Raw genomic sequence first — 17308 nt, forward strand, 5'->3', positions numbered from 1 at the left:
AGGGCTGCAAAGCAGCCCCGGCGATCCCAAGCCTTACGCCCATCCAGAACCCCAAAATGGTCTGGCCATTACCAATCAATTGGCAGGTAAAAACCAACCATTTATCCGCTATAAAACCCAGGCCCGCAAGCAGCCGCCAAGGAAGGCAAGCGCTACGGGCAGGCCGGCCCCTCACTCATTCACGCTGTCTTGTCCAAAAGGGTTCCAACCATGACCACCACCCAACTGCCCGTTTTCGTTCGCCGAGTGAAGCAAGCCGATCTGCAGCCCTGGCGCGAACACTGGGCGCAATACCAGGCCTTCTACAAAGTGGACCTGGGCCCAGCCATAACCGAGTGCACCTGGGCCCGCTTCTTCGACCCGGCCGAGCCCATGCACTGCGCCGTGGCCACCGACGGGGAGCAGCTCTTCGGCTTCGTCCACTACGTGTTCCACCGCTCGACCTGGGGGCGCAACGACTTCTGCTACCTGGAAGACCTGTTCGTGTGCCCGAGCGCACGGGGCCGGACGGTCGGCAAGCGGCTGATCGAGTTCGTCCAGGACCAGGCCCGGCAGCAGCAGTGCGACCGGTTGTACTGGCATACCCAGGAGAGCAACCAGACTGCGCAGCGGTTGTATGACTGGATTGCCGAGAAGCCGGGGGTGATCGAGTACCGGATGCCGTTGGATGTTGCTAACTAAGCCTATCGTTGCCGGTGCTGGCGCCATCGCGGGGCAAGCCCGCTCCCACAGAACTGCGCCGCAAAACCTGTAGAGCGGGCTTGCCCCGCGATGGGCCGCAAAGCCGCCCCAATGCACCGAATGATCGATAGCTGTTTCAGGCCTAGCCGTTGATGGTCTTTCGAGTGTTATTGCGTGAGGGCCGCAAGGCGCTTGGCGATAGTCTTGCAGCGTTCTTGAGATCGAGCGCCGCCCGCGCGGCGCTTCGCGGGTAAACCCGCTCCCACAGTTTGTTTCGGGCCAATTATTCCTTTGAAAGTACCAGCGCCTGCCCTGGTGCATGCCTGGAGTCATGTGGGGCGGCAGCAACGCCCACGCTGAAATTGTGTCGAGCCAACAAGGCGGATCAGGTGATGGCACAGGAGAGACTGGCCCGAAACAGATGTGGGAGCGGGTTTACCCGCGAAGCGCCGCGCGGGCGGCGCTCGATCTGATAGGCGCTGCAAGGTCTTCGGCGAACACCTGCCGGCCATTACGCCAACACTTTGAAAGCGCTGCCTTCGATGTCGCAACACTCATGGTCCGCTCTAAACTCATCAACGGTCTTGCCCGCGACCACGTGACTGGCATGTTCCAGTCCGGCACATCGATGCCCATTGTGGCGAGGGCAAGCCCTCCTTCTGCCATTACCGCCTTGTGTGGGAGCGGGTTTACCCGCGAAGGGCCGCAGCGCGGCCCCAGGGCTCTTCAATCCCCAACCCCATGCAACCGCAACGCCCGCTGCGCACATTCCCTCCAGCTCAGCTTGCGCTTTGTAGCCACGGCCAAAGGCACTTCCGCCGCCATCACCACCGGCATATCCCGCATCCGTACCCAAGGCTCACTCTGCCAATACAAAAGGCTCGCCGTATGCCCACCCGGCCAACACATCCTGCCCAGGCGCGGCAGATCGTTCAGCGCCGAGTCCTGCCCATCGCGCAGCACCGCCACCACCTCATGGGTCAGCCAGTGTCGCAGGTGGCGGTTTTCCGGAATGTGATGATGGGCCAGCAGGGTATAGGCCCCGGACTCGCTGACCATGGTGGTCTCGCTGTACTGGCCGTAGCGCAGCAGCTGCACGGTGCGATGCTGGTCCGGGTCGAGTTTGCGGATGCAGTGTTCGTCGAAGAAGCGCCCGGTCATCCGGCCGAGTTCGTGGGCGCAGAACCAGGCTTGGGATTCGAGCCAGAGGGTATGGAGGGGGCGATTGTGGCGGTTGAACAGGATGGAGTCGTGGAGGTCAGTCATGGCTGGCCTCCTGGATCCTTACGGATTGGAACAGGCGTAACACATGTGCGAATAGCCTGTGAACACAAGTCTCGATAGGCATTTCCTTTTCCTCTACGTGTTTCAGCTTTCTTAGGGCTGGGTGTCGGGAGCTAAGAAATCCCACGTAGCGGACCGGACGTATTCCCCTTGCGGGTCTTGTATTAGTCCGCTCCCGACGTAACACGTTTTCTGCGCGCAGGATTAGACCACATGCACAAAAAAGCCGCATCTATCGGGGCGGAGTGACCGCTACGTGAGGCGTTTCTTAGGCGCCGATTAAAGGGTAATCGTAATGGGTTCATAGTCAATCGTTGATCTTGTAGGAGAACTCCTAAAATCAGGCCTGGCCAGGTCTACAAAGAATCAATGGACGGGCTCCAGATTCAACGCAAGCGCTGACGAAAGATGATAAGAGCCATATAAGTTGTGTTTCATGTGAGGCGAGCTTGTTGAGTTTTGCTTTCTCAAAGATTTTGGTTATTTCTGTTTTCTCTATAAAATTAACTGCGATTGCCACTGTTTTTGTGGTTTTGGGTGATGATGTTATTCGTGATATTATTCGGGTTAGTTGTTCAAAGTCTTTGGTTTGCGAAGTTATTCGATTGATGGAAGTTTGGACATTTTGGGTTCTGTAAGGTGCTGTCCAGAGTCTCTTTTTTTCGCTGAGCTCTTTTGCTCCTAAATTTGTCTTTCCAATATTTTTTATGGCTTGACTAACTACCTCTTGCATGGAGCTAGCTCCATGGCTAACCTTGTCACTGGCTTTGCTGTGAACTAAGGTTATTTTGGGGTTTTCACTATTTTCAATGATGAAGTGATCTGCCCATTCCTTACTGCCTAAGTCGTCACAAATTATAGTCTTGCTGACACCTTTATTGAAATGCTCTTGAACTCTGTAAAATAGTGAATGGGTCGGAAAATCTGTGCTCACACCGCTGAGTCCTTTTTCACCCTTTTCTGTTATTGCCTTGGAGAAATTGGTTACAGGCTCAAAGATTTCAGTTATGCGCTCAAAATTATTTATTATTTCGTTGTCGCGATAGATGCGCTTTTGAGAATAAAAAAACCGCGGATCGTTGAAGGTGAGAGTAAATAGTCCCTTGTCATTTAGTATGCTTGTTAAGGTTTTTTCTGTTCCGGTTAATTTGTTGCGCAAGGATATTTTGGATAGGTACTTTGATTTCAGTGTAAACGTATTTTTGTTTCTGATGACTTCTAGATCAATTCTGCCCTTTAGTTGAGTGGTATTGTGGATTTGAGCGTAGGCTTCCGCAGGTTCGGCATGGGACTGGATCAGCCAGGAAAGAAGCGAGCTTTTAATAGGTCGCTTATTAAGGCTTATCTCATAGTCGCTGTGTAAGCTCTCTATAAGCTCATGGGCAGTCAGTAGCAAGCCATTCGGGTGAGTGTTGGCTGGTATGTCTTTTAAGTTAATTGAATTCGAGAATTGCTGTAAAAAACTCGAGGGGTCGTTGTTTTCTATTTTGTCTTTGAAGATGAAGCACCAGGTTGCTAGCTGTTCAAGGTTGATTCTTTCCGAGTGTTCGGTAATGCGGCTCGTACTTATGGCTATTGAATAGCTTGAGTCTTTATTTCGAAATTTTGCAGTGTTCGGTATCTGTCGGTGACTGTTCGTCGTCGGTAAGCTGTCGTTTAAATCAAAAGCTTCATAAGATTTTTGAAGGATGGAGTATTTCGATATCGCCATCCCTCGGACCGAGAGCCTTTCGCAGTGTTCGTCAATGCTGTTGCTACTGTAGCGTGAAATTTCAGAACTGGTAAAGAGCTCTATGTGGCCTTTGAGTTCGCTGGCAAGATCGCCGGAATTTTTCTTAAGTATGGCCATGTAGTTGCCGAACTCGACCAAGATAAGGTAGGCGTACTTGGTTTCAAGTAACTTTCTAGTGGTTAAGAAAGATGGCTTGTCTATTACTTTATAGCAAATGGCGCTCAGCAAGGCTGAGCGTCCATCAGTTGAGGATATTTCTTCTCGAATTGTTTTAAGGAGGTAGTTGCCTTCTTTGTTCTCTGAGGCATTTCGAAAAAATTTATCTATGTCCGCTTTTGTAGGTTTTTTTGCTTTTGAGAGTTTGAAAAATTTTGCAGATTTTGTTATTTCGAAATCGTCAAGCATGAGCATGCTTTAATACCCCGGTTAACGCTCTACTGCTGGTGATTTTTTTTGTTCTGATATATTAGGTTGGCACCATAGGCCACGATGACTATGGGGATAAACCATCTTACGTCTTTACTGATTAAGCCGAACTGCTCAGCTAGTAATGCAAGCCCAACGATAATAATTAAGGCGCCCCAGACGAGGTTAGGGTAAGCACTTTGAGAATTTTCAGACATATAAGCTCCGGATGATTCAGGGCTACTCACTTGCTAGCGCCAAGCGCTAGCAAGTGAGTGCTGAGTGGTGGGTGCTACGAAACAGTTAGCGATTGCTATCAGGAGTGCGCTCGACCTGTACCCATGTATTCCCCGACTTGGACGTAGGAGGCAACGATGTTTTATCGGGTACTGTTGCGTAGTTATCTTTCAGTCCTCCCCGAGGACCTTGCTCTTGAAAGATACCGCCATTTTTTCCGGTGTTTTCACCGGGCTTCTTACCGTTAGCCATGGAATTTTCTCCAGCTTAGATATGAGCCCGATCAGAGGGGGCGTATGAAATTACATCAGAGGCTTGCTGGCTGCTAAACCTACGTGTAGAATCCTACGCCTCCTTGTTCCGATCAGTGACTCGGGGGCTTCTGAAGGGTAGGCCTGAGAAACTTAGCCCTTACAGAAGATTGCAAAGGCTCAACCCGAAAGGGTTGAGCTTTTTTATTTCAGATTAATATGTTAAGTGGCCATTATATAAAGGTCAATACTTGGATCCAACTTATTGCGGCAGAGTGAGCCTATTTTCAGCCCACTCTACCGTTAGTCTTAATCCCAGCTCAACGCCCCACCAGTCTGATACTCAATCACGCGAGTCTCAAAGAAGTTCTTCTCTTTCTTCAAGTCCATGATCTCGCTCATCCATGGGAACGGGTTGGTAGTCCCCGGATACTCTTCCTTCAACCCAATCTGGGTCAAACGACGGTTAGCAATGAACTTGAGGTAATCCTCCATCATCGCCGCGTTCATCCCCAGCACGCCGCGTGGCATGGTGTCGCGCGCGTATTCGATCTCCAGCTGAGTCCCTTGCAGGATCATCTGGGTCGCCTCTTCCTTCATCGCCGCATCCCACAGGTGCGGGTTCTCGATCTTGATCTGGTTGATCACGTCGATGCCGAAGTTCAGGTGCATGGACTCGTCACGCAGGATGTACTGGAACTGCTCGGCAACGCCGGTCATCTTGTTGCGGCGGCCCATGGACAGGATCTGGGTGAAGCCGCAGTAGAAGAAGATGCCTTCCAGCACGCAGTAGTAGGCGATCAGGTTGCGCAGCAGCTCTTTGTCGGTCTCGACGGTGCCGGTGTTGAACTCCGGGTCCGAGATGGCGCGGGTGTACTTCAGGCCCCAGGCGGCTTTCTTAGCGACCGACGGGATCTCGTGGTACATGTTGAAGATCTCGCCTTCGTCCATGCCCAGCGACTCGATGCAGTACTGGTAGGCGTGGGTGTGGATCGCCTCTTCGAAGGCCTGGCGCAGGATGTACTGGCGGCACTCGGGGTTGGTGATCAGGCGGTACACGGCCAGGGCCAGGTTGTTGGCAACCAGGGAGTCGGCGGTGGAGAAGAAGCCGAGGTTGCGCATCACGATGCGGCGCTCGTCTTCGGTCAGGCCGTCCATGCTCTTCCACAGGGCGATGTCGGCGGTCATGTTGACCTCTTGCGGCATCCAGTGGTTGGCGCAGCCGTCCAGGTACTTCTGCCAGGCCCAGTCGTACTTGAACGGGACCAGCTGGTTGAGGTCGGCGCGGCAGTTGATCATGCGCTTTTCGTCAACGGCGACGCGGGCCGACGAGCCTTCCAGCTCGGCCAGGCCTTCGGCGATGTCCAGGGCGTCCAGGGCAGCCTTGGCGCGCTTGACGGCGTCGGAGTCCGAGGCGGTGGCGGCGCGGGCTTCCAGGGCGGCGGCACCGCCGGCGCTGTCGAGCTTGTCCAGGGTGGCGGCTGCGGCGGCTTGTGCGCCGGTGTTGCCCTTGGCGGCTACTTCGCCGTCTTCTTTATCGAATTCGTCCCAGCTCAGCATGGTGAGTTCTCCTGCTTGAGGGCCATCTTGAGTATGGCCGGTGGATCTTGGTTGCGGTGCTTTGGCCCCGGATGGGGTACTGCAGTGCACGCAAATCTGAATGCCCTTTGAGGGGCTGGCCCGGGTATTGGCGCCCGGGCCTATTGTGTTTGGCTGTGGGGCAGGGGGCGGCAGTGCCGGCCTCTTCGCGGGTAAACCCGCTCCCACAGGGTTCCGTGTGGCTACACGGAAAAGAGGCTTCCCGGGGGAAGCCTCAGCCAAGCCTTACTGGCAGGCTTCGCAATCCGGCTCGTCGATGGCGCAAGCCTTCGGTACCGGGGCAGGGCCCGCGGCCTGGACCGGGGCGCTGTCGCCGCCGCTCGACACGGCGTTGAGTTTGCCGGTGTTGATGGTCGACTTCTCGGTGCTGGTCGCGGCCAGGGCACGGAGGTAGTAGGTGGTCTTCAGACCACGGTACCAGGCCATGCGGTAGGTCACGTCCAGCTTCTTGCCCGAGGCACCGGCGATGTACAGGTTCAGCGACTGGGCCTGGTCGATCCACTTCTGGCGACGGGAGGCGGCATCGACGATCCACTTGGTCTCGACTTCGAACGCGGTGGCGTACAGGTCTTTGAGCTCTTGCGGGATGCGCTCGATCTGCTGCACCGAACCGTCGTAGTACTTCAGGTCGTTGATCATCACCGAGTCCCACAGGTCGCGGGCTTTCAGGTCGCGGACCAGGTATGGGTTGATCACGGTGAACTCGCCCGACAGGTTCGATTTCACGTACAGGTTCTGGTAGGTCGGCTCGATGGACTGCGACACGCCAGTGATGTTGGCGATGGTCGCGGTCGGCGCGATGGCCATGATGTTCGAGTTACGAATACCTTTTTGCACGCGCTCGCGCACCGGTGCCCAGTCCAGGCTTTCGGTCAGGTCGACGTCGATGTACTTCTGGCCACGGGCCTCGATCAGGATCTGTTGCGAATCCAGCGGCAGGATGCCTTTGGACCACAGCGAACCCTGGAAGGTCTCGTAGGCGCCGCGCTCGTCGGCCAGGTCGCAGGAAGCCTGGATCGCGTAGTAGCTGACCGCTTCCATCGACTTGTCGGCGAACTCGACGGCAGCGTCGGAACCGTAGGCGATGTGCTGCAGGTACAGCGCGTCCTGGAAGCCCATGATGCCCAGGCCCACCGGGCGGTGCTTGAGGTTCGAGTTACGCGCCTGCGGCACCGAGTAGTAGTTGATGTCGATCACGTTGTCGAGCATGCGCACGGCGGTGTTCACGGTGCGTTGCAGCTTGGCGGTGTCCAGCTTGCCGTCGACGATGTGGTTCGGCAGGTTGATCGAGCCCAGGTTGCAGACCGCGATCTCGTCCTTGTTGGTGTTCAGGGTGATCTCGGTGCACAGGTTCGAGCTGTGGACCACGCCCACGTGCTGCTGCGGGCTGCGCAGGTTGCACGGGTCCTTGAAGGTCAGCCATGGGTGGCCGGTCTCGAACAGCATCGAGAGCATCTTGCGCCACAGGTCTTTGGCCTGGATGGTCTTGAACACCTTGATCTTGTTGTACTCGGTCAGGGCTTCGTAGTACTCGTAGCGCTCTTCGAAGGCCTTGCCGGTCAGGTCGTGCAGATCAGGTACTTCGCTTGGCGAGAACAGGGTCCACTTGCCGTCATCGAAGACGCGCTTCATGAACAGGTCAGGGATCCAGTTGGCGGTGTTCATGTCGTGGGTACGACGACGGTCATCACCGGTGTTCTTGCGCAGCTCGATGAATTCTTCGATGTCCAGGTGCCAGGTTTCCAGGTAGGCACATACGGCGCCTTTGCGCTTGCCACCCTGGTTCACGGCAACGGCGGTGTCGTTGACGACTTTAAGGAACGGCACGACGCCTTGCGACTTGCCGTTGGTGCCCTTGATGTACGAGCCCAGGGCGCGCACCGGGGTCCAGTCGTTGCCCAGGCCACCGGCGAATTTCGACAGCATGGCGTTGTCGTGGATCGCGTGGTAGATGCCCGACAGGTCGTCCGGCACGGTGGTCAGGTAGCAGCTCGACAGCTGCGGGCGCAGGGTACCGGCGTTGAACAGGGTCGGGGTCGAGGCCATGTAGTCGAACGACGACAACAGGTTGTAGAACTCGATCGCGCGGGCTTCCTTGTCTTTCTCTTCCAGCGCCAGGCCCATGGCCACACGCATGAAGAACACCTGCGGCAGCTCGAAGCGCACGCCATCCTTGTGGATGAAGTAGCGGTCGTACAGGGTCTGCAGGCCCAGGTAGGTGAACTGCTGGTCGCGCTCGTGGTTGATCGCCTTGCCCAGTTTTTCCAGGTCGAAGTCGGCCAGGGCCGGGTTGAGCAGTTCGAACTCGATACCTTTGGCCACGTAGGCCGGCAGGGCCTTGGCGTACAGGTCGGCCATCTCGTGGTGGGTGGCGCTGTCGGCCACGCCCAGGAAGCCCAGGCCTTCGGCGCGCAGGGTGTCCATCAGCAGGCGGGCGGTGACGAACGAGTAGTTCGGCTCACGCTCTACCAGGGTGCGGGAAGTCATCACCAGGGCGGTGTTGACGTCCTTGATGGCCACGCCGTCGTAGAGGTTCTTCAGGGTTTCGCGCTGGATCAGCTCGCCATCGACTTCGGCCAGGCCTTCGCAGGCTTCGCTGATGATGGTGTTCAGGCGCGCCATGTCCAGCGGCGCCAGGCTGCCGTCGGCCAGGGTGATGCGGATGCTTGGGTGCGGCTCGACCACGGCGCCGGTGTTGGCGCGGGTGGCGCGCTCTTTGGCGCGCTGGTCGCGGTAGATCACGTAGTCGCGGGCGACTTTCTGCTCGCCGGCGCGCATCAGGGCCAGTTCGACCTGGTCCTGGATTTCTTCGATGTGGATGGTGCCACCCGATGGCATGCGCCGCTTGAACGTGGCGGTGACCTGCTCGGTCAGGCGCGCGACGGTGTCGTGGATGCGCGACGAAGCGGCAGCGGTGCCGCCTTCAACTGCGAGGAACGCCTTGGTGATGGCCACGGTGATCTTGTCGTCGGTGTAGGGGACGACAGTACCGTTACGCTTGATCACGCGCAGTTGGCCTGGGGCGGTGGCAGCCAGGTCCTGGTTGGACTCGGCCTGCGGCGCCAGAGCCTGCGGGTTCTCGCGAGTTGTGTCGGTTTGCATGGGTGGGTGTCTCCACAGTTTCTATAGTGTTCAGGCGCCTTTTGGGCGCCCACCGTTCCGTCCACTTGCCTGGTGGCCCAGGCGGGGATGCGCGTGAAGCACACGCATCCGTCCGCTCGGGCGTACCGACTTCGGGACAGACTCAGGAATAAAGGGCAATAACCTGCCGCTCCCTGGCCGAAGTCAAAGTTTTTGGGCGAACCCAAAATCTGTTGCTGATGGGTGTCAGGCCTGGCCTGCAACACCCATGCCCGAACAAGGCCTTGAAAGGGCTTGCCTCGGTCGCCTCCGCAGGAGCGGTTTGGCTGCTGGAATCACGTTAAGTTCAGTAGGTGAAATTCGCTTGAATTTGCCTGTTGACTTGTGTGTGTGATTTTGCTCGAACCCCAACATCTAGTGGTTCGCTGCGATCGGGATACAAGATAATGCGGTCTGGGGGGCTTTGCAAGGCGAGCGCCTGTGGATAAGTTGTGGGTACTTTGTGTGTGATTCCTGGGTAGTCGCTGTAGGCCTTGTCCCAAGAGGTTTTCACGATTTTTCTGCGTCTCGCCGCCCTTGGGCAGTTTTTTGCGGGCGCGAACCCTATCACAGAAATCGCTTCAGCCAAGGGGGGTTTGAGGTGATTGGCAGGCGTGAGCCCGGAACGTAGTATCCGGGGGCGATGTTGCTCTTTGGTGAAAGGGAATCATCAGCACAATCAAGTTGTTGTGGTGCCTGTGCGGGCCCATCGCGGGGCAAGCCCGCTCCCACGATGCTCACACCATGATGGGGGAATATCGTGGGAGCGGGCTTGCCCCGCGATGGGCCCGCATAAGCCTGCAGTGCCCCCGAACAAGACCAACAAAGGGTAAAGGGCCATGGATCAGCCGAACAACCGCATCCTGATCGTCGAGGACGACCAGCGCCTCGCCGAGCTCACCGCCGAGTACCTCCAGGCCAACGGCTTCGAGGTGGCGGTAGAAGGCGATGGCGGCCGCGCGGCGCGACGCATCATCGACAGCCAGCCCGACCTGGTCATCCTCGACCTGATGCTCCCCGGCGAAGACGGCCTGAGCATCTGCCGCCGGGTGCGCGGCCAGTACGCCGGCCCCATCCTCATGCTCACCGCCCGCAGTGACGAGCTCGACCAGGTCCAGGGCCTGGACCAGGGCGCCGACGACTATGTATGCAAACCGGTGCGCCCACGCCTGTTGCTGGCGCGCATCCATGCCCTGCTGCGCCGCAGCGAAGCGCCGGAGCGCCAGCAGGCACTGGCCTTCGGCCCGCTGCACATCGACCAGCGCCTGCGCGAGGCGCGCCTGGGCGGCCAGCTGGTCGAGCTGACCGGCGCCGAATTCGACCTGCTGTGGCTGCTGGCCAGCAACGCCGGGCGGGTGCTGTCGCGCGAGGAAATCTTCACCTCATTGCGCGGCGTCGGTTACGACGGCCAGGACCGCTCCATCGACGTACGCATCTCCAAGATCCGCCCCAAGATCGGCGATGACCCGATCAACCCGCGCCTGATCAAGACCCTGCGCAGCAAGGGCTACCTGTTCGTCGGCGAGGCCGCCCAGGCACCGGCCCCATGAATTCCATTTTCCTGCGCGTCTATGGCGGCATGCTCGCCGTGCTGGTACTGGTGGCCGTGCTCGGCGTGCTCAGCCTGCACCTGGCCAACGAGGTGCGTGCTGGCCAGCACCGCGAAGGCCTGGCCCAAGGCACCTTCAGCCTGATGGCCGACAACCTGGCCCAGCAGAACGACGTGGAGCGCAAGCGTTCGCTGGTGATCTGGGAGCGGTTGCTGGGGGTGCCGCTCGACCTGCAACCCCTGTCGGCTTTCACCCTCGATGGCGGCCAGCGCGCACGGCTGTACCGCGACCTGGTGGTGGTGGAAAAGACCGGCCCGCATGCCGCCCGGGTGCTGCGCCGGATCGGGCGCGAAGACCAGTTGCTGGTGGCCGAGGTCAAGCAGGTCAGCGAGCAGCTGGCGCGTGCCACCCTTTATCTGCTGGCCGACGAACTGGTGCGTTACCCGGTCACCGAACAACAGAGCCGCCTGGCGCAGATCCGCCAGAGCAAGGGCTTTGGCTTCGACATCGCCCTGCAACGCATCGAGCGTGCGGCGCTGGATGACGACCAGCGGCGCCGGGTGGAGGAGGGCGACACGGTGATGGCGCTGGGCAAGGACGGTGACTCGATCCGCGTGTTTTCGGGCTTGCCCGGCTCGCCCTGGGTACTGGAGATCGGCCCGCTGCACCAGCTCAACCCGTACCCGCCGCAGTTGCTGATTCTGATCGCCTTTCTTGGCCTGTGCCTGATCGGCCTGGTGGTGTACCTGCTGGTGCGCCAGTTGGAGCGGCGCGTCTCGGGCCTGGAAGTGGCTGCCACGCGCATCGCCCAGGGCAGCCTCGATACCCGCGTGCCGGCCGGTGACGCCGACTCGGTCGGGCGCCTGGCCGAAGCCTTCAATGGCATGGCCGAGCACCTGCAGCGTTCGCTGACCATGCAGCGCGAGCTGGTGCGGGCGGTGTCCCACGAATTGCGCACGCCGGTGGCGCGCCTGCGCTTCGGCCTGGAGATGATCGAGAGCGCCAGCACCGAGCAGGCCCGGGCCAAGCACCTGGCCGGCATGGACGGCGATATCCAGGACCTGGACAAGCTGGTCGACGAGATGCTGACCTACGCCCGACTGGAGCAGGGCGCTCCGGCCTTGCTGTTCCAGGCGGTGGACCTGGATGACCTGCTGGCCCGGGTGATCGACGAGTTGGCCCCGCTGCGCGCCGATGTGCGCGTGCTGCGCGGCGAATGCCATGGGCTGGACGGCGGCGCTGCCTGGGTCGAGGCCGAGCCGCGCTACTTGCACCGCGCCTTGCAGAACCTGGTGCGCAATGCCATGCGCCACGCCGAGTCCGAGGTGCGCCTGAGCTATCAACTCGGCCAGCAGCGTTGCCGTATCGATGTGGAGGATGACGGGCCGGGCATACCGGAGGGGGTATGGGACCGGATTTTCACCCCGTTCACCCGCCTGGACGACAGCCGCACCCGCGCCTCGGGCGGGCATGGCCTGGGCCTGTCGATCGTGCGGCGGATCATCTACTGGCACGGCGGCCGCGCCCTGGTGGGGCGTAGCGAGCAGTTGGGCGGGGCGTGTTTCAGCCTGAGCTGGCCGCGCGAGCAGCCACGGGATTAAACGCTGATAAGGCTGAGCAGGTGGCCGTCCTGCACGCAGAACTGGCCATCGAGCTCGACGCCGTGGCGCCACTGTGCCGACAGGTCGGCCAGCAGGCGCAGGCGGGCGTGGCCATCGGCGGACCATGCCAGCAGCTCGGCGTGCTCGAAGTAGAAGCGTTGTCGGGTCAGCGGGTAGAGCGTCTTGAACAGGCTTTCCTTGAGCGAGAAGGTCAGGGTCACGGCCAGGGCCTGCTGGCTGCGGTCCAGGCGTTCCAGTTCGGCGGGGGTGAGGATCTCGCCGGCCAGGCGTTCGGCACGCTCCTCGCTCAGCAGGCTTTCCTGATCCAGCCCCAGGCCGCGGCAGGCGCTGTCGGCCGCCACCACAGCGGCGGCCCAGCCCTTGCCGTGGGTGATCGAACCGTGGATGCCGGCGGGCCAGATCGGCGAGCGGTCCTCGTGAGTGGCGGGTACATAGTCGCGGCCATCCAGGCGCTGCAGGGCCTCGCGGGCGCATACGCGGCCGGCCAGGTACTCGGCCTGGCGCTTGGCCACCGAGCGTTGCAGGCTGGCGCTTTGCGCGATGCCGGCGCGCTGGAAGTCATCGGCGGCGAGCTGGGCCGGGTCGAAGGCGCAACTGACCAGCACCGCGCCGGGGACCGGACGGGGCAGGGGCCAGTGGTGCTGAAGGGGGGCGCAGCAGGCGGGGAGTCTGTTCATGGCGGGTATTGTGCCAGCCGTTGGGCGGGCGGTGGAGCTGAAATTGCTGGGGCTGCTTCGCAGCCCTTCGCGGCACAAGGCCGCTCCTACAGGAGATCGCGTGCCCCTGTAGGAGCGGCCTTGTGCCGCGAACGGGCCGCAAAGCGGCCCCAGCGGTTTTCAATCAAACGCCGACTTGAGGAACGCCTGCATATCCTTCCATGAGCTCTCATCCGCCGCTTTGTCATAACCAATGTCCGGCCCGCCATGCTCGCCATGGCTCAACCGATCGGCATCCGGGTTGGTAAACCCATGCTTGGCCCCTGGAATCCCGACGAATTTATAGTCGGCCTTGGCCGCATCCATCTCTGCCTTGAACGCCGCCACCTGCTCCGGCGTGACCATGCTGTCGGCCTCGCCATGCTCCACCAGGATCTTGGCCCGGATCACGTCGGGCTTGGCCGGCGTCTGGGTGGCCAGTGCGCCGTGGAAACTCACCACGGCATCGAGCTTCTCGCCGCGGCGCGCGGCGTCGAGCACCACCTTGCCGCCGAAGCAGTAGCCCACGGCGGCCAACTGGTGTTGCCGGGTGTTGGGCTGCAGCTTCAACAGCTCCAGCCCCGCATCGAAGCGTTTGGCGGCCGCCTGCGGGTCCTTCATCGCCGCCGCCATGAACGCCTGGGCATCCTGCGGGTGCTCGGTGTGCTTGCCGTCGCCGTACATGTCGATGGCCAGGGCGTTGTAGCCCAGCGCCGCGAAATCCCGGGCGCGGCGCTTGGCGTAATCGTTCAGGCCCCACCATTCATGCACCACGACGATACCGGGGCGTTTGCCTTCGACCGCGTCGTCATAGGCGTAGTAACCGATCAGGGGGGTGCCGTCGGCATCCTGGTAGCGGATCTCGCGGGTCTGCACCGCTGCCTGGGCAAGGGCGGTACTGCACAGCAGGGCCAGGGCAAGCAGGGAACGCATGGGCAAAGCTCCTTCTTTTGCGGTGGGTATTTCGTTCAGCCGGGGTTCAGGCCGGGTTCAGCGGTGGTTCAGGGCGTCCTCCCTACTCTAGTCCCCAGACCGAAACAGCGCATCCAACTGGAGTACGAACCCATGAAAACCTTCAACACCCTGCTTGCCGCCATGGCCGTTTGCGCCGCTGGCATCGCCACCACTGCCCAGGCCGACGACACCTTCGCCAGCCTCACCTATGGCCAGACCAGCGACAAGGTCCGCAAGTCCGGCCTGCTGCAGAGCAACACCGACCACCTGAACACCGATGGCGTCATCGCCAAGGACGGTACCTGGGGCGTGCGCCTGGGCCAGATGAACAACCAGGGCCGCTACTACCTGACCTACGACAACGTCTCGGGCGAGCACAGCGGCCTCAAGCTGCGCCAGGAAAACCTGCTCGGCAGCTACGACCTGTTCCTGCCGGTGGGCGATACCACCAAGCTGTTCGGCGGTGCGTCGCTGGGCGTGACCAAACTGTCCCAGGAGTCCTCCGGCTACAGCCGCGACACCGATACCGGCTACGCCGTCGGCCTGCAGGGCGGCGTGCTGCAGCAGGTCACCGACAATGCCTCGGTGGAGTTGGGCTACCGCTACCTGCGCAGCAACGCCAGCACCGAGCTGTCGCCCCATGACGGCGCGAAGATCGGTACCCTGCGCCTGAACAGCAGCGCGCAGACTTACCTGGCGGCCAACTACAAGTTCTGAGGTCGCTGTTATTCTGTACCGGCCCATTCGCGGGTAAACCCGCTCCCACAGGTCAAGTGCAAGCCTATAGTGCGATGCAGTACCTGTGGGAGCGGGTTTACCCGCGAATGGGATCGCACTGGCAACCGAAAAAGGAGAGTTGCATGAAATTGCTGGTGGTCGAGGACGAGGCGCTGCTGCGTCATCATCTGTCCACTCGCCTGGGCGAGGGCGGCCATGTGGTGCAGGCGGTGGCCAATGCCGAGGAGGCCCTGTACCAGGCCGAGCAGTACAACCACGACCTGGCGATCATCGACCTGGGCCTGCCGGGCATGAGCGGGCTGGACCTGATCCGCCAATTGCGCAGCCAGGGCCAGAGCTTCCCGATCCTCATCCTCACCGCCCGCGGCAACTGGCAGGACAAGGTCGAAGGCCTGGCCGCCGGTGCCGACGATTACGTGGTCAAGCCGTTCCAGTTCGAGGAGTTGGAAGCGCGCCTGAATGCGCTGCTGCGCCGCTCCAGCGGTTTCACCCAGTCGACCATCGCCGCCGGCCCCCTGGTGCTGGACCTCAACCGCAAGCAGGCAACCCTGGACGACGCACCGCTGGCGTTGACCGCCTACGAATACCGCATCCTCGAATACCTCATGCGCCATCACCAGCAGGTGGTGGCCAAGGACCGGCTGATGGAGCAGCTCTACCCGGGGGACGAAGAACGCGACCCTAACGTCATCGAAGTGCTGGTCGGCCGCTTGCGGCGCAAGCTCGAGGGCGAGCAGGGCTTCAAGCCGATCGACACGGTGCGCGGCCTGGGCTACCTGTTCACCGAGCGCTGCCGATGATTCGTTCGCTGCGCGTGCGCCTGATGTTGGCGGCGGCGCTGTTGGCGTTGCTGTTCATGCTGGCGCTGCTGCCGGCGTTGCAGAAGGCGTTCAGCCTGGCGTTGCAGGAGTCGATCGAGCAGCGCCTGGCTTCGGATGTCACCACCCTGATCTCCGCCGCGCGCATCGAGCGCGGCCAGTTGCAGATGCCGGCGCTGCTGCCGGACGAACGTTTCAACCTGCCCTACACGGGCCTGCTCGGCTATATCTTCGACCGCCAGGGCAAGCTGGTCTGGCAGTCGCGGGCCACCCGCAACCAGAACATCAATTACCAGCCGCGTTACGACGGGCGGGGCAACGAATTCGCGCGCATCCACCAAAGCGATGGCGACGAGTTCTTCGTGTATGACGTAGAGGTCAAGTTGCTGGGCGGCAAGAGCGCTGCGTTCAGCATCGTGGCCCTGCAACCGGTGCGCGAGTACCAGGACACCCTCGATGGCTTGCGCGAAAAGCTCTACCTGGGTTTTGGCGCCGCCCTGCTGGCGTTGATGCTGCTGCTTTGGGCCGGCCTGACCTGGGGCTTGCGTTCGTTGCGCCGGCTCAGCGTCGAACTCGACGAGGTCGAAGCCGGCGCGCGGGAGGGGCTCAGCCGTGAGCACCCCCGTGAATTGCTGCGCCTGACGGGCTCGCTCAACCGCCTGCTGCGCAGCGAGCGCGAGCAGCGCCAGCGCTACAGGGACTCGCTCGACGACCTGGCGCATAGCCTCAAGACCCCACTGGCGGTGTTGCAGGGCGTGGGCGAAAGCATGGCCCAGGGCAAACAGGAGCCGGAACAGGGGCGGGTGCTGCAGGGCCAGATCGAGCGCATGAGCCAGCAGATCGACTACCAGTTGCAGCGCGCCAGCCTGCGCAAGAGCGGGCTGGTGCGCCACCAGGTGCAGCTCGGCCCGTTGCTCGACAGCCTGTGCAGCACCCTGGCCAAGGTCTACCGTGACAAGCGCGTCGAGGTCAGCCTCGACATCCCGGCCCAGGCGCGGGTGCCGATGGAGCAGGGGGCTTTGCTCGAACTGCTCGGCAACCTGCTGGAAAACGCCTATCGGCTGTGCCTGGGGCAGGTGCGGGTCAGCCTGCATGAAACGCCGGGGCTGCTGGAGCTGTGCGTCGAAGACGACGGCCCCGGCGTGCCTCCCGATCAGCGCGAGCGCATCCTCGAGCGCGGCGAGCGGCTGGACAGCCAGCACCCGGGGCAGGGTATCGGCCTGGCGGTGGTCAAGGACATCATCGACAGCTACGACGCCGAGCTGAGCCTGGGCGATTCGCCGTTGGGCGGTGCTGCGTTCCGTATCGCATTCCGACTCGAGTGACTCTGCGGGTGGGAACTTAACCCTCCTAGCCCAGGGAGGGGACGCTTCCTCGTCGAGGGCGGCGGTGCGTGGGAGCGGGCTTGCCCCGCGATACCGGCGAAGCCGGTGCCATCCGGTGCGGGCCTCATCGCGGGGCAAGCCCGCTCCCACGACTACGACCATCGCCGTACTCCTCCAAGGCGGATTCCCGCCAACCCACCTTGTACGTTTTCCGCCATCGGGCGGGAATCCGCCATCTCCTACCTGCATTTACGCCCCGTCCGAGGGCATTCCCACCCCGTAAATACGGGCCATGCA

14 protein-coding genes are annotated in these 17308 nt (G+C 61.0%); 7 read left to right on the forward strand and 7 right to left on the reverse strand.

The features are described 5' to 3' along the window. Both DM373_RS29055 and DM373_RS07815 read left to right on the forward strand, forming a co-directional pair. Positions 1–214: hypothetical protein (locus tag DM373_RS29055; protein ID WP_208642783.1), on the forward strand; the 214-nt coding region annotated here is incomplete at its 5' end. After that, positions 211–681, forward strand: coding sequence for a GNAT family N-acetyltransferase (locus DM373_RS07815; protein WP_110992997.1), 471 nt, complete (start codon positions 211–213; stop codon positions 679–681). The genes DM373_RS29055 and DM373_RS07815, both read left to right, overlap by 4 nt. 726 nt (positions 682–1407) lie before the next feature. On the opposite strand, the gene DM373_RS07820 is transcribed toward DM373_RS07815, so the two are convergent. The 5 genes from DM373_RS07820 to DM373_RS07840 all read right to left on the reverse strand — a co-directional run bounded on the left by DM373_RS07820 (position 1408) and on the right by DM373_RS07840 (position 9291). Then, a complete protein-coding gene (locus DM373_RS07820) occupies positions 1408–1947 on the reverse strand; it encodes a BRO-N domain-containing protein (protein WP_110992998.1) in 540 nt (179 codons plus the stop codon). Positions 1948–2305: 358 nt separating this feature from the next. Continuing rightward, complete coding sequence (locus DM373_RS28690) at positions 2306–4108, reverse strand: hypothetical protein (RefSeq protein ID WP_157966818.1); 1803 nt, start codon at positions 4106–4108, stop codon at positions 2306–2308. A gap of 23 nt (positions 4109–4131) precedes the next feature. Continuing rightward, a complete protein-coding gene (locus tag DM373_RS29620; protein ID WP_110992999.1) occupies positions 4132–4320 on the reverse strand; it encodes a LiaF transmembrane domain-containing protein in 189 nt (62 codons plus the stop codon). Positions 4321–4899: 579 nt separating this feature from the next. Further along, positions 4900–6150, reverse strand: coding sequence for a ribonucleotide-diphosphate reductase subunit beta (locus DM373_RS07835; RefSeq protein ID WP_110993000.1), 1251 nt, complete (start codon positions 6148–6150; stop codon positions 4900–4902). Between the two features lie 264 nt (positions 6151–6414). Continuing rightward, positions 6415–9291 (reverse strand): ribonucleoside-diphosphate reductase subunit alpha, encoded by a 2877-nt coding sequence (locus DM373_RS07840; RefSeq protein ID WP_110993001.1) that lies wholly within the window; start codon positions 9289–9291, stop codon positions 6415–6417. Between the two features lie 857 nt (positions 9292–10148). Between DM373_RS07840 and DM373_RS07845 the strand changes: the two genes are divergently transcribed. Both DM373_RS07845 and DM373_RS07850 read left to right on the forward strand, forming a co-directional pair. Continuing rightward, complete coding sequence (locus DM373_RS07845) at positions 10149–10859, forward strand: response regulator (protein WP_110993002.1); 711 nt, start codon at positions 10149–10151, stop codon at positions 10857–10859. Then, positions 10856–12460, forward strand: coding sequence for an ATP-binding protein (locus DM373_RS07850; protein WP_110993003.1), 1605 nt, complete (start codon positions 10856–10858; stop codon positions 12458–12460). The genes DM373_RS07845 and DM373_RS07850 overlap by 4 nt, the downstream gene beginning before the upstream one ends. On the opposite strand, the gene DM373_RS07855 is transcribed toward DM373_RS07850, so the two are convergent. Together DM373_RS07855 and DM373_RS07860 are read right to left on the reverse strand one after the other, a co-directional pair. Further along, positions 12457–13158, reverse strand: coding sequence for a 4'-phosphopantetheinyl transferase family protein (locus tag DM373_RS07855; RefSeq protein WP_110993004.1), 702 nt, complete (start codon positions 13156–13158; stop codon positions 12457–12459). The genes DM373_RS07850 and DM373_RS07855 overlap by 4 nt on opposite strands. Positions 13159–13317: 159 nt before the next feature. Further along, complete coding sequence (locus tag DM373_RS07860; RefSeq protein WP_110993005.1) at positions 13318–14109, reverse strand: dienelactone hydrolase family protein; 792 nt, start codon at positions 14107–14109, stop codon at positions 13318–13320. Between the two features lie 132 nt (positions 14110–14241). On the opposite strand from DM373_RS07860, the gene DM373_RS07865 reads away from it, so the two are divergent. The 3 genes from DM373_RS07865 to DM373_RS07875 all read left to right on the forward strand — a co-directional run bounded on the left by DM373_RS07865 (position 14242) and on the right by DM373_RS07875 (position 17011). Next, positions 14242–14847: an outer membrane protein gene (locus DM373_RS07865; protein ID WP_110993006.1), complete on the forward strand. Its 606-nt coding sequence runs from the start codon at positions 14242–14244 to the stop codon at positions 14845–14847. Positions 14848–14990: 143 nt separating this feature from the next. After that, positions 14991–15668 (forward strand): response regulator, encoded by a 678-nt coding sequence (locus DM373_RS07870; RefSeq protein ID WP_110993007.1) that lies wholly within the window; start codon positions 14991–14993, stop codon positions 15666–15668. Next, complete coding sequence (locus tag DM373_RS07875; protein WP_110993008.1) at positions 15665–17011, forward strand: ATP-binding protein; 1347 nt, start codon at positions 15665–15667, stop codon at positions 17009–17011. Before DM373_RS07870 ends, DM373_RS07875 begins: the two co-directional genes overlap by 4 nt. Positions 17012–17308: the final 297 nt, after the last annotated feature.

The sequence above is a fragment of the Pseudomonas sichuanensis genome (assembly GCF_003231305.1).
Classification (GTDB): domain Bacteria; phylum Pseudomonadota; class Gammaproteobacteria; order Pseudomonadales; family Pseudomonadaceae; genus Aquipseudomonas; species Aquipseudomonas sichuanensis.

Coding starts and splice junctions, on each gene's coding strand:
- DM373_RS07815 (WP_110992997.1), top strand. CDS start 211: ATGACCACCACCCAACTGCCCGTTTTCGTTCGCCGAGTGAAGCAAGCC.
- DM373_RS07820 (WP_110992998.1), bottom strand. CDS start 1,947: ATGACTGACCTCCACGACTCCATCCTGTTCAACCGCCACAATCGCCCC.
- DM373_RS28690 (WP_157966818.1), bottom strand. CDS start 4,108: ATGCTCATGCTTGACGATTTCGAAATAACAAAATCTGCAAAATTTTTC.
- DM373_RS29620 (WP_110992999.1), bottom strand. CDS start 4,320: ATGTCTGAAAATTCTCAAAGTGCTTACCCTAACCTCGTCTGGGGCGCC.
- DM373_RS07835 (WP_110993000.1), bottom strand. CDS start 6,150: ATGCTGAGCTGGGACGAATTCGATAAAGAAGACGGCGAAGTAGCCGCC.
- DM373_RS07840 (WP_110993001.1), bottom strand. CDS start 9,291: ATGCAAACCGACACAACTCGCGAGAACCCGCAGGCTCTGGCGCCGCAG.
- DM373_RS07845 (WP_110993002.1), top strand. CDS start 10,149: ATGGATCAGCCGAACAACCGCATCCTGATCGTCGAGGACGACCAGCGC.
- DM373_RS07850 (WP_110993003.1), top strand. CDS start 10,856: ATGAATTCCATTTTCCTGCGCGTCTATGGCGGCATGCTCGCCGTGCTG.
- DM373_RS07855 (WP_110993004.1), bottom strand. CDS start 13,158: ATGAACAGACTCCCCGCCTGCTGCGCCCCCCTTCAGCACCACTGGCCC.
- DM373_RS07860 (WP_110993005.1), bottom strand. CDS start 14,109: ATGCGTTCCCTGCTTGCCCTGGCCCTGCTGTGCAGTACCGCCCTTGCC.
- DM373_RS07865 (WP_110993006.1), top strand. CDS start 14,242: ATGAAAACCTTCAACACCCTGCTTGCCGCCATGGCCGTTTGCGCCGCT.
- DM373_RS07870 (WP_110993007.1), top strand. CDS start 14,991: ATGAAATTGCTGGTGGTCGAGGACGAGGCGCTGCTGCGTCATCATCTG.
- DM373_RS07875 (WP_110993008.1), top strand. CDS start 15,665: ATGATTCGTTCGCTGCGCGTGCGCCTGATGTTGGCGGCGGCGCTGTTG.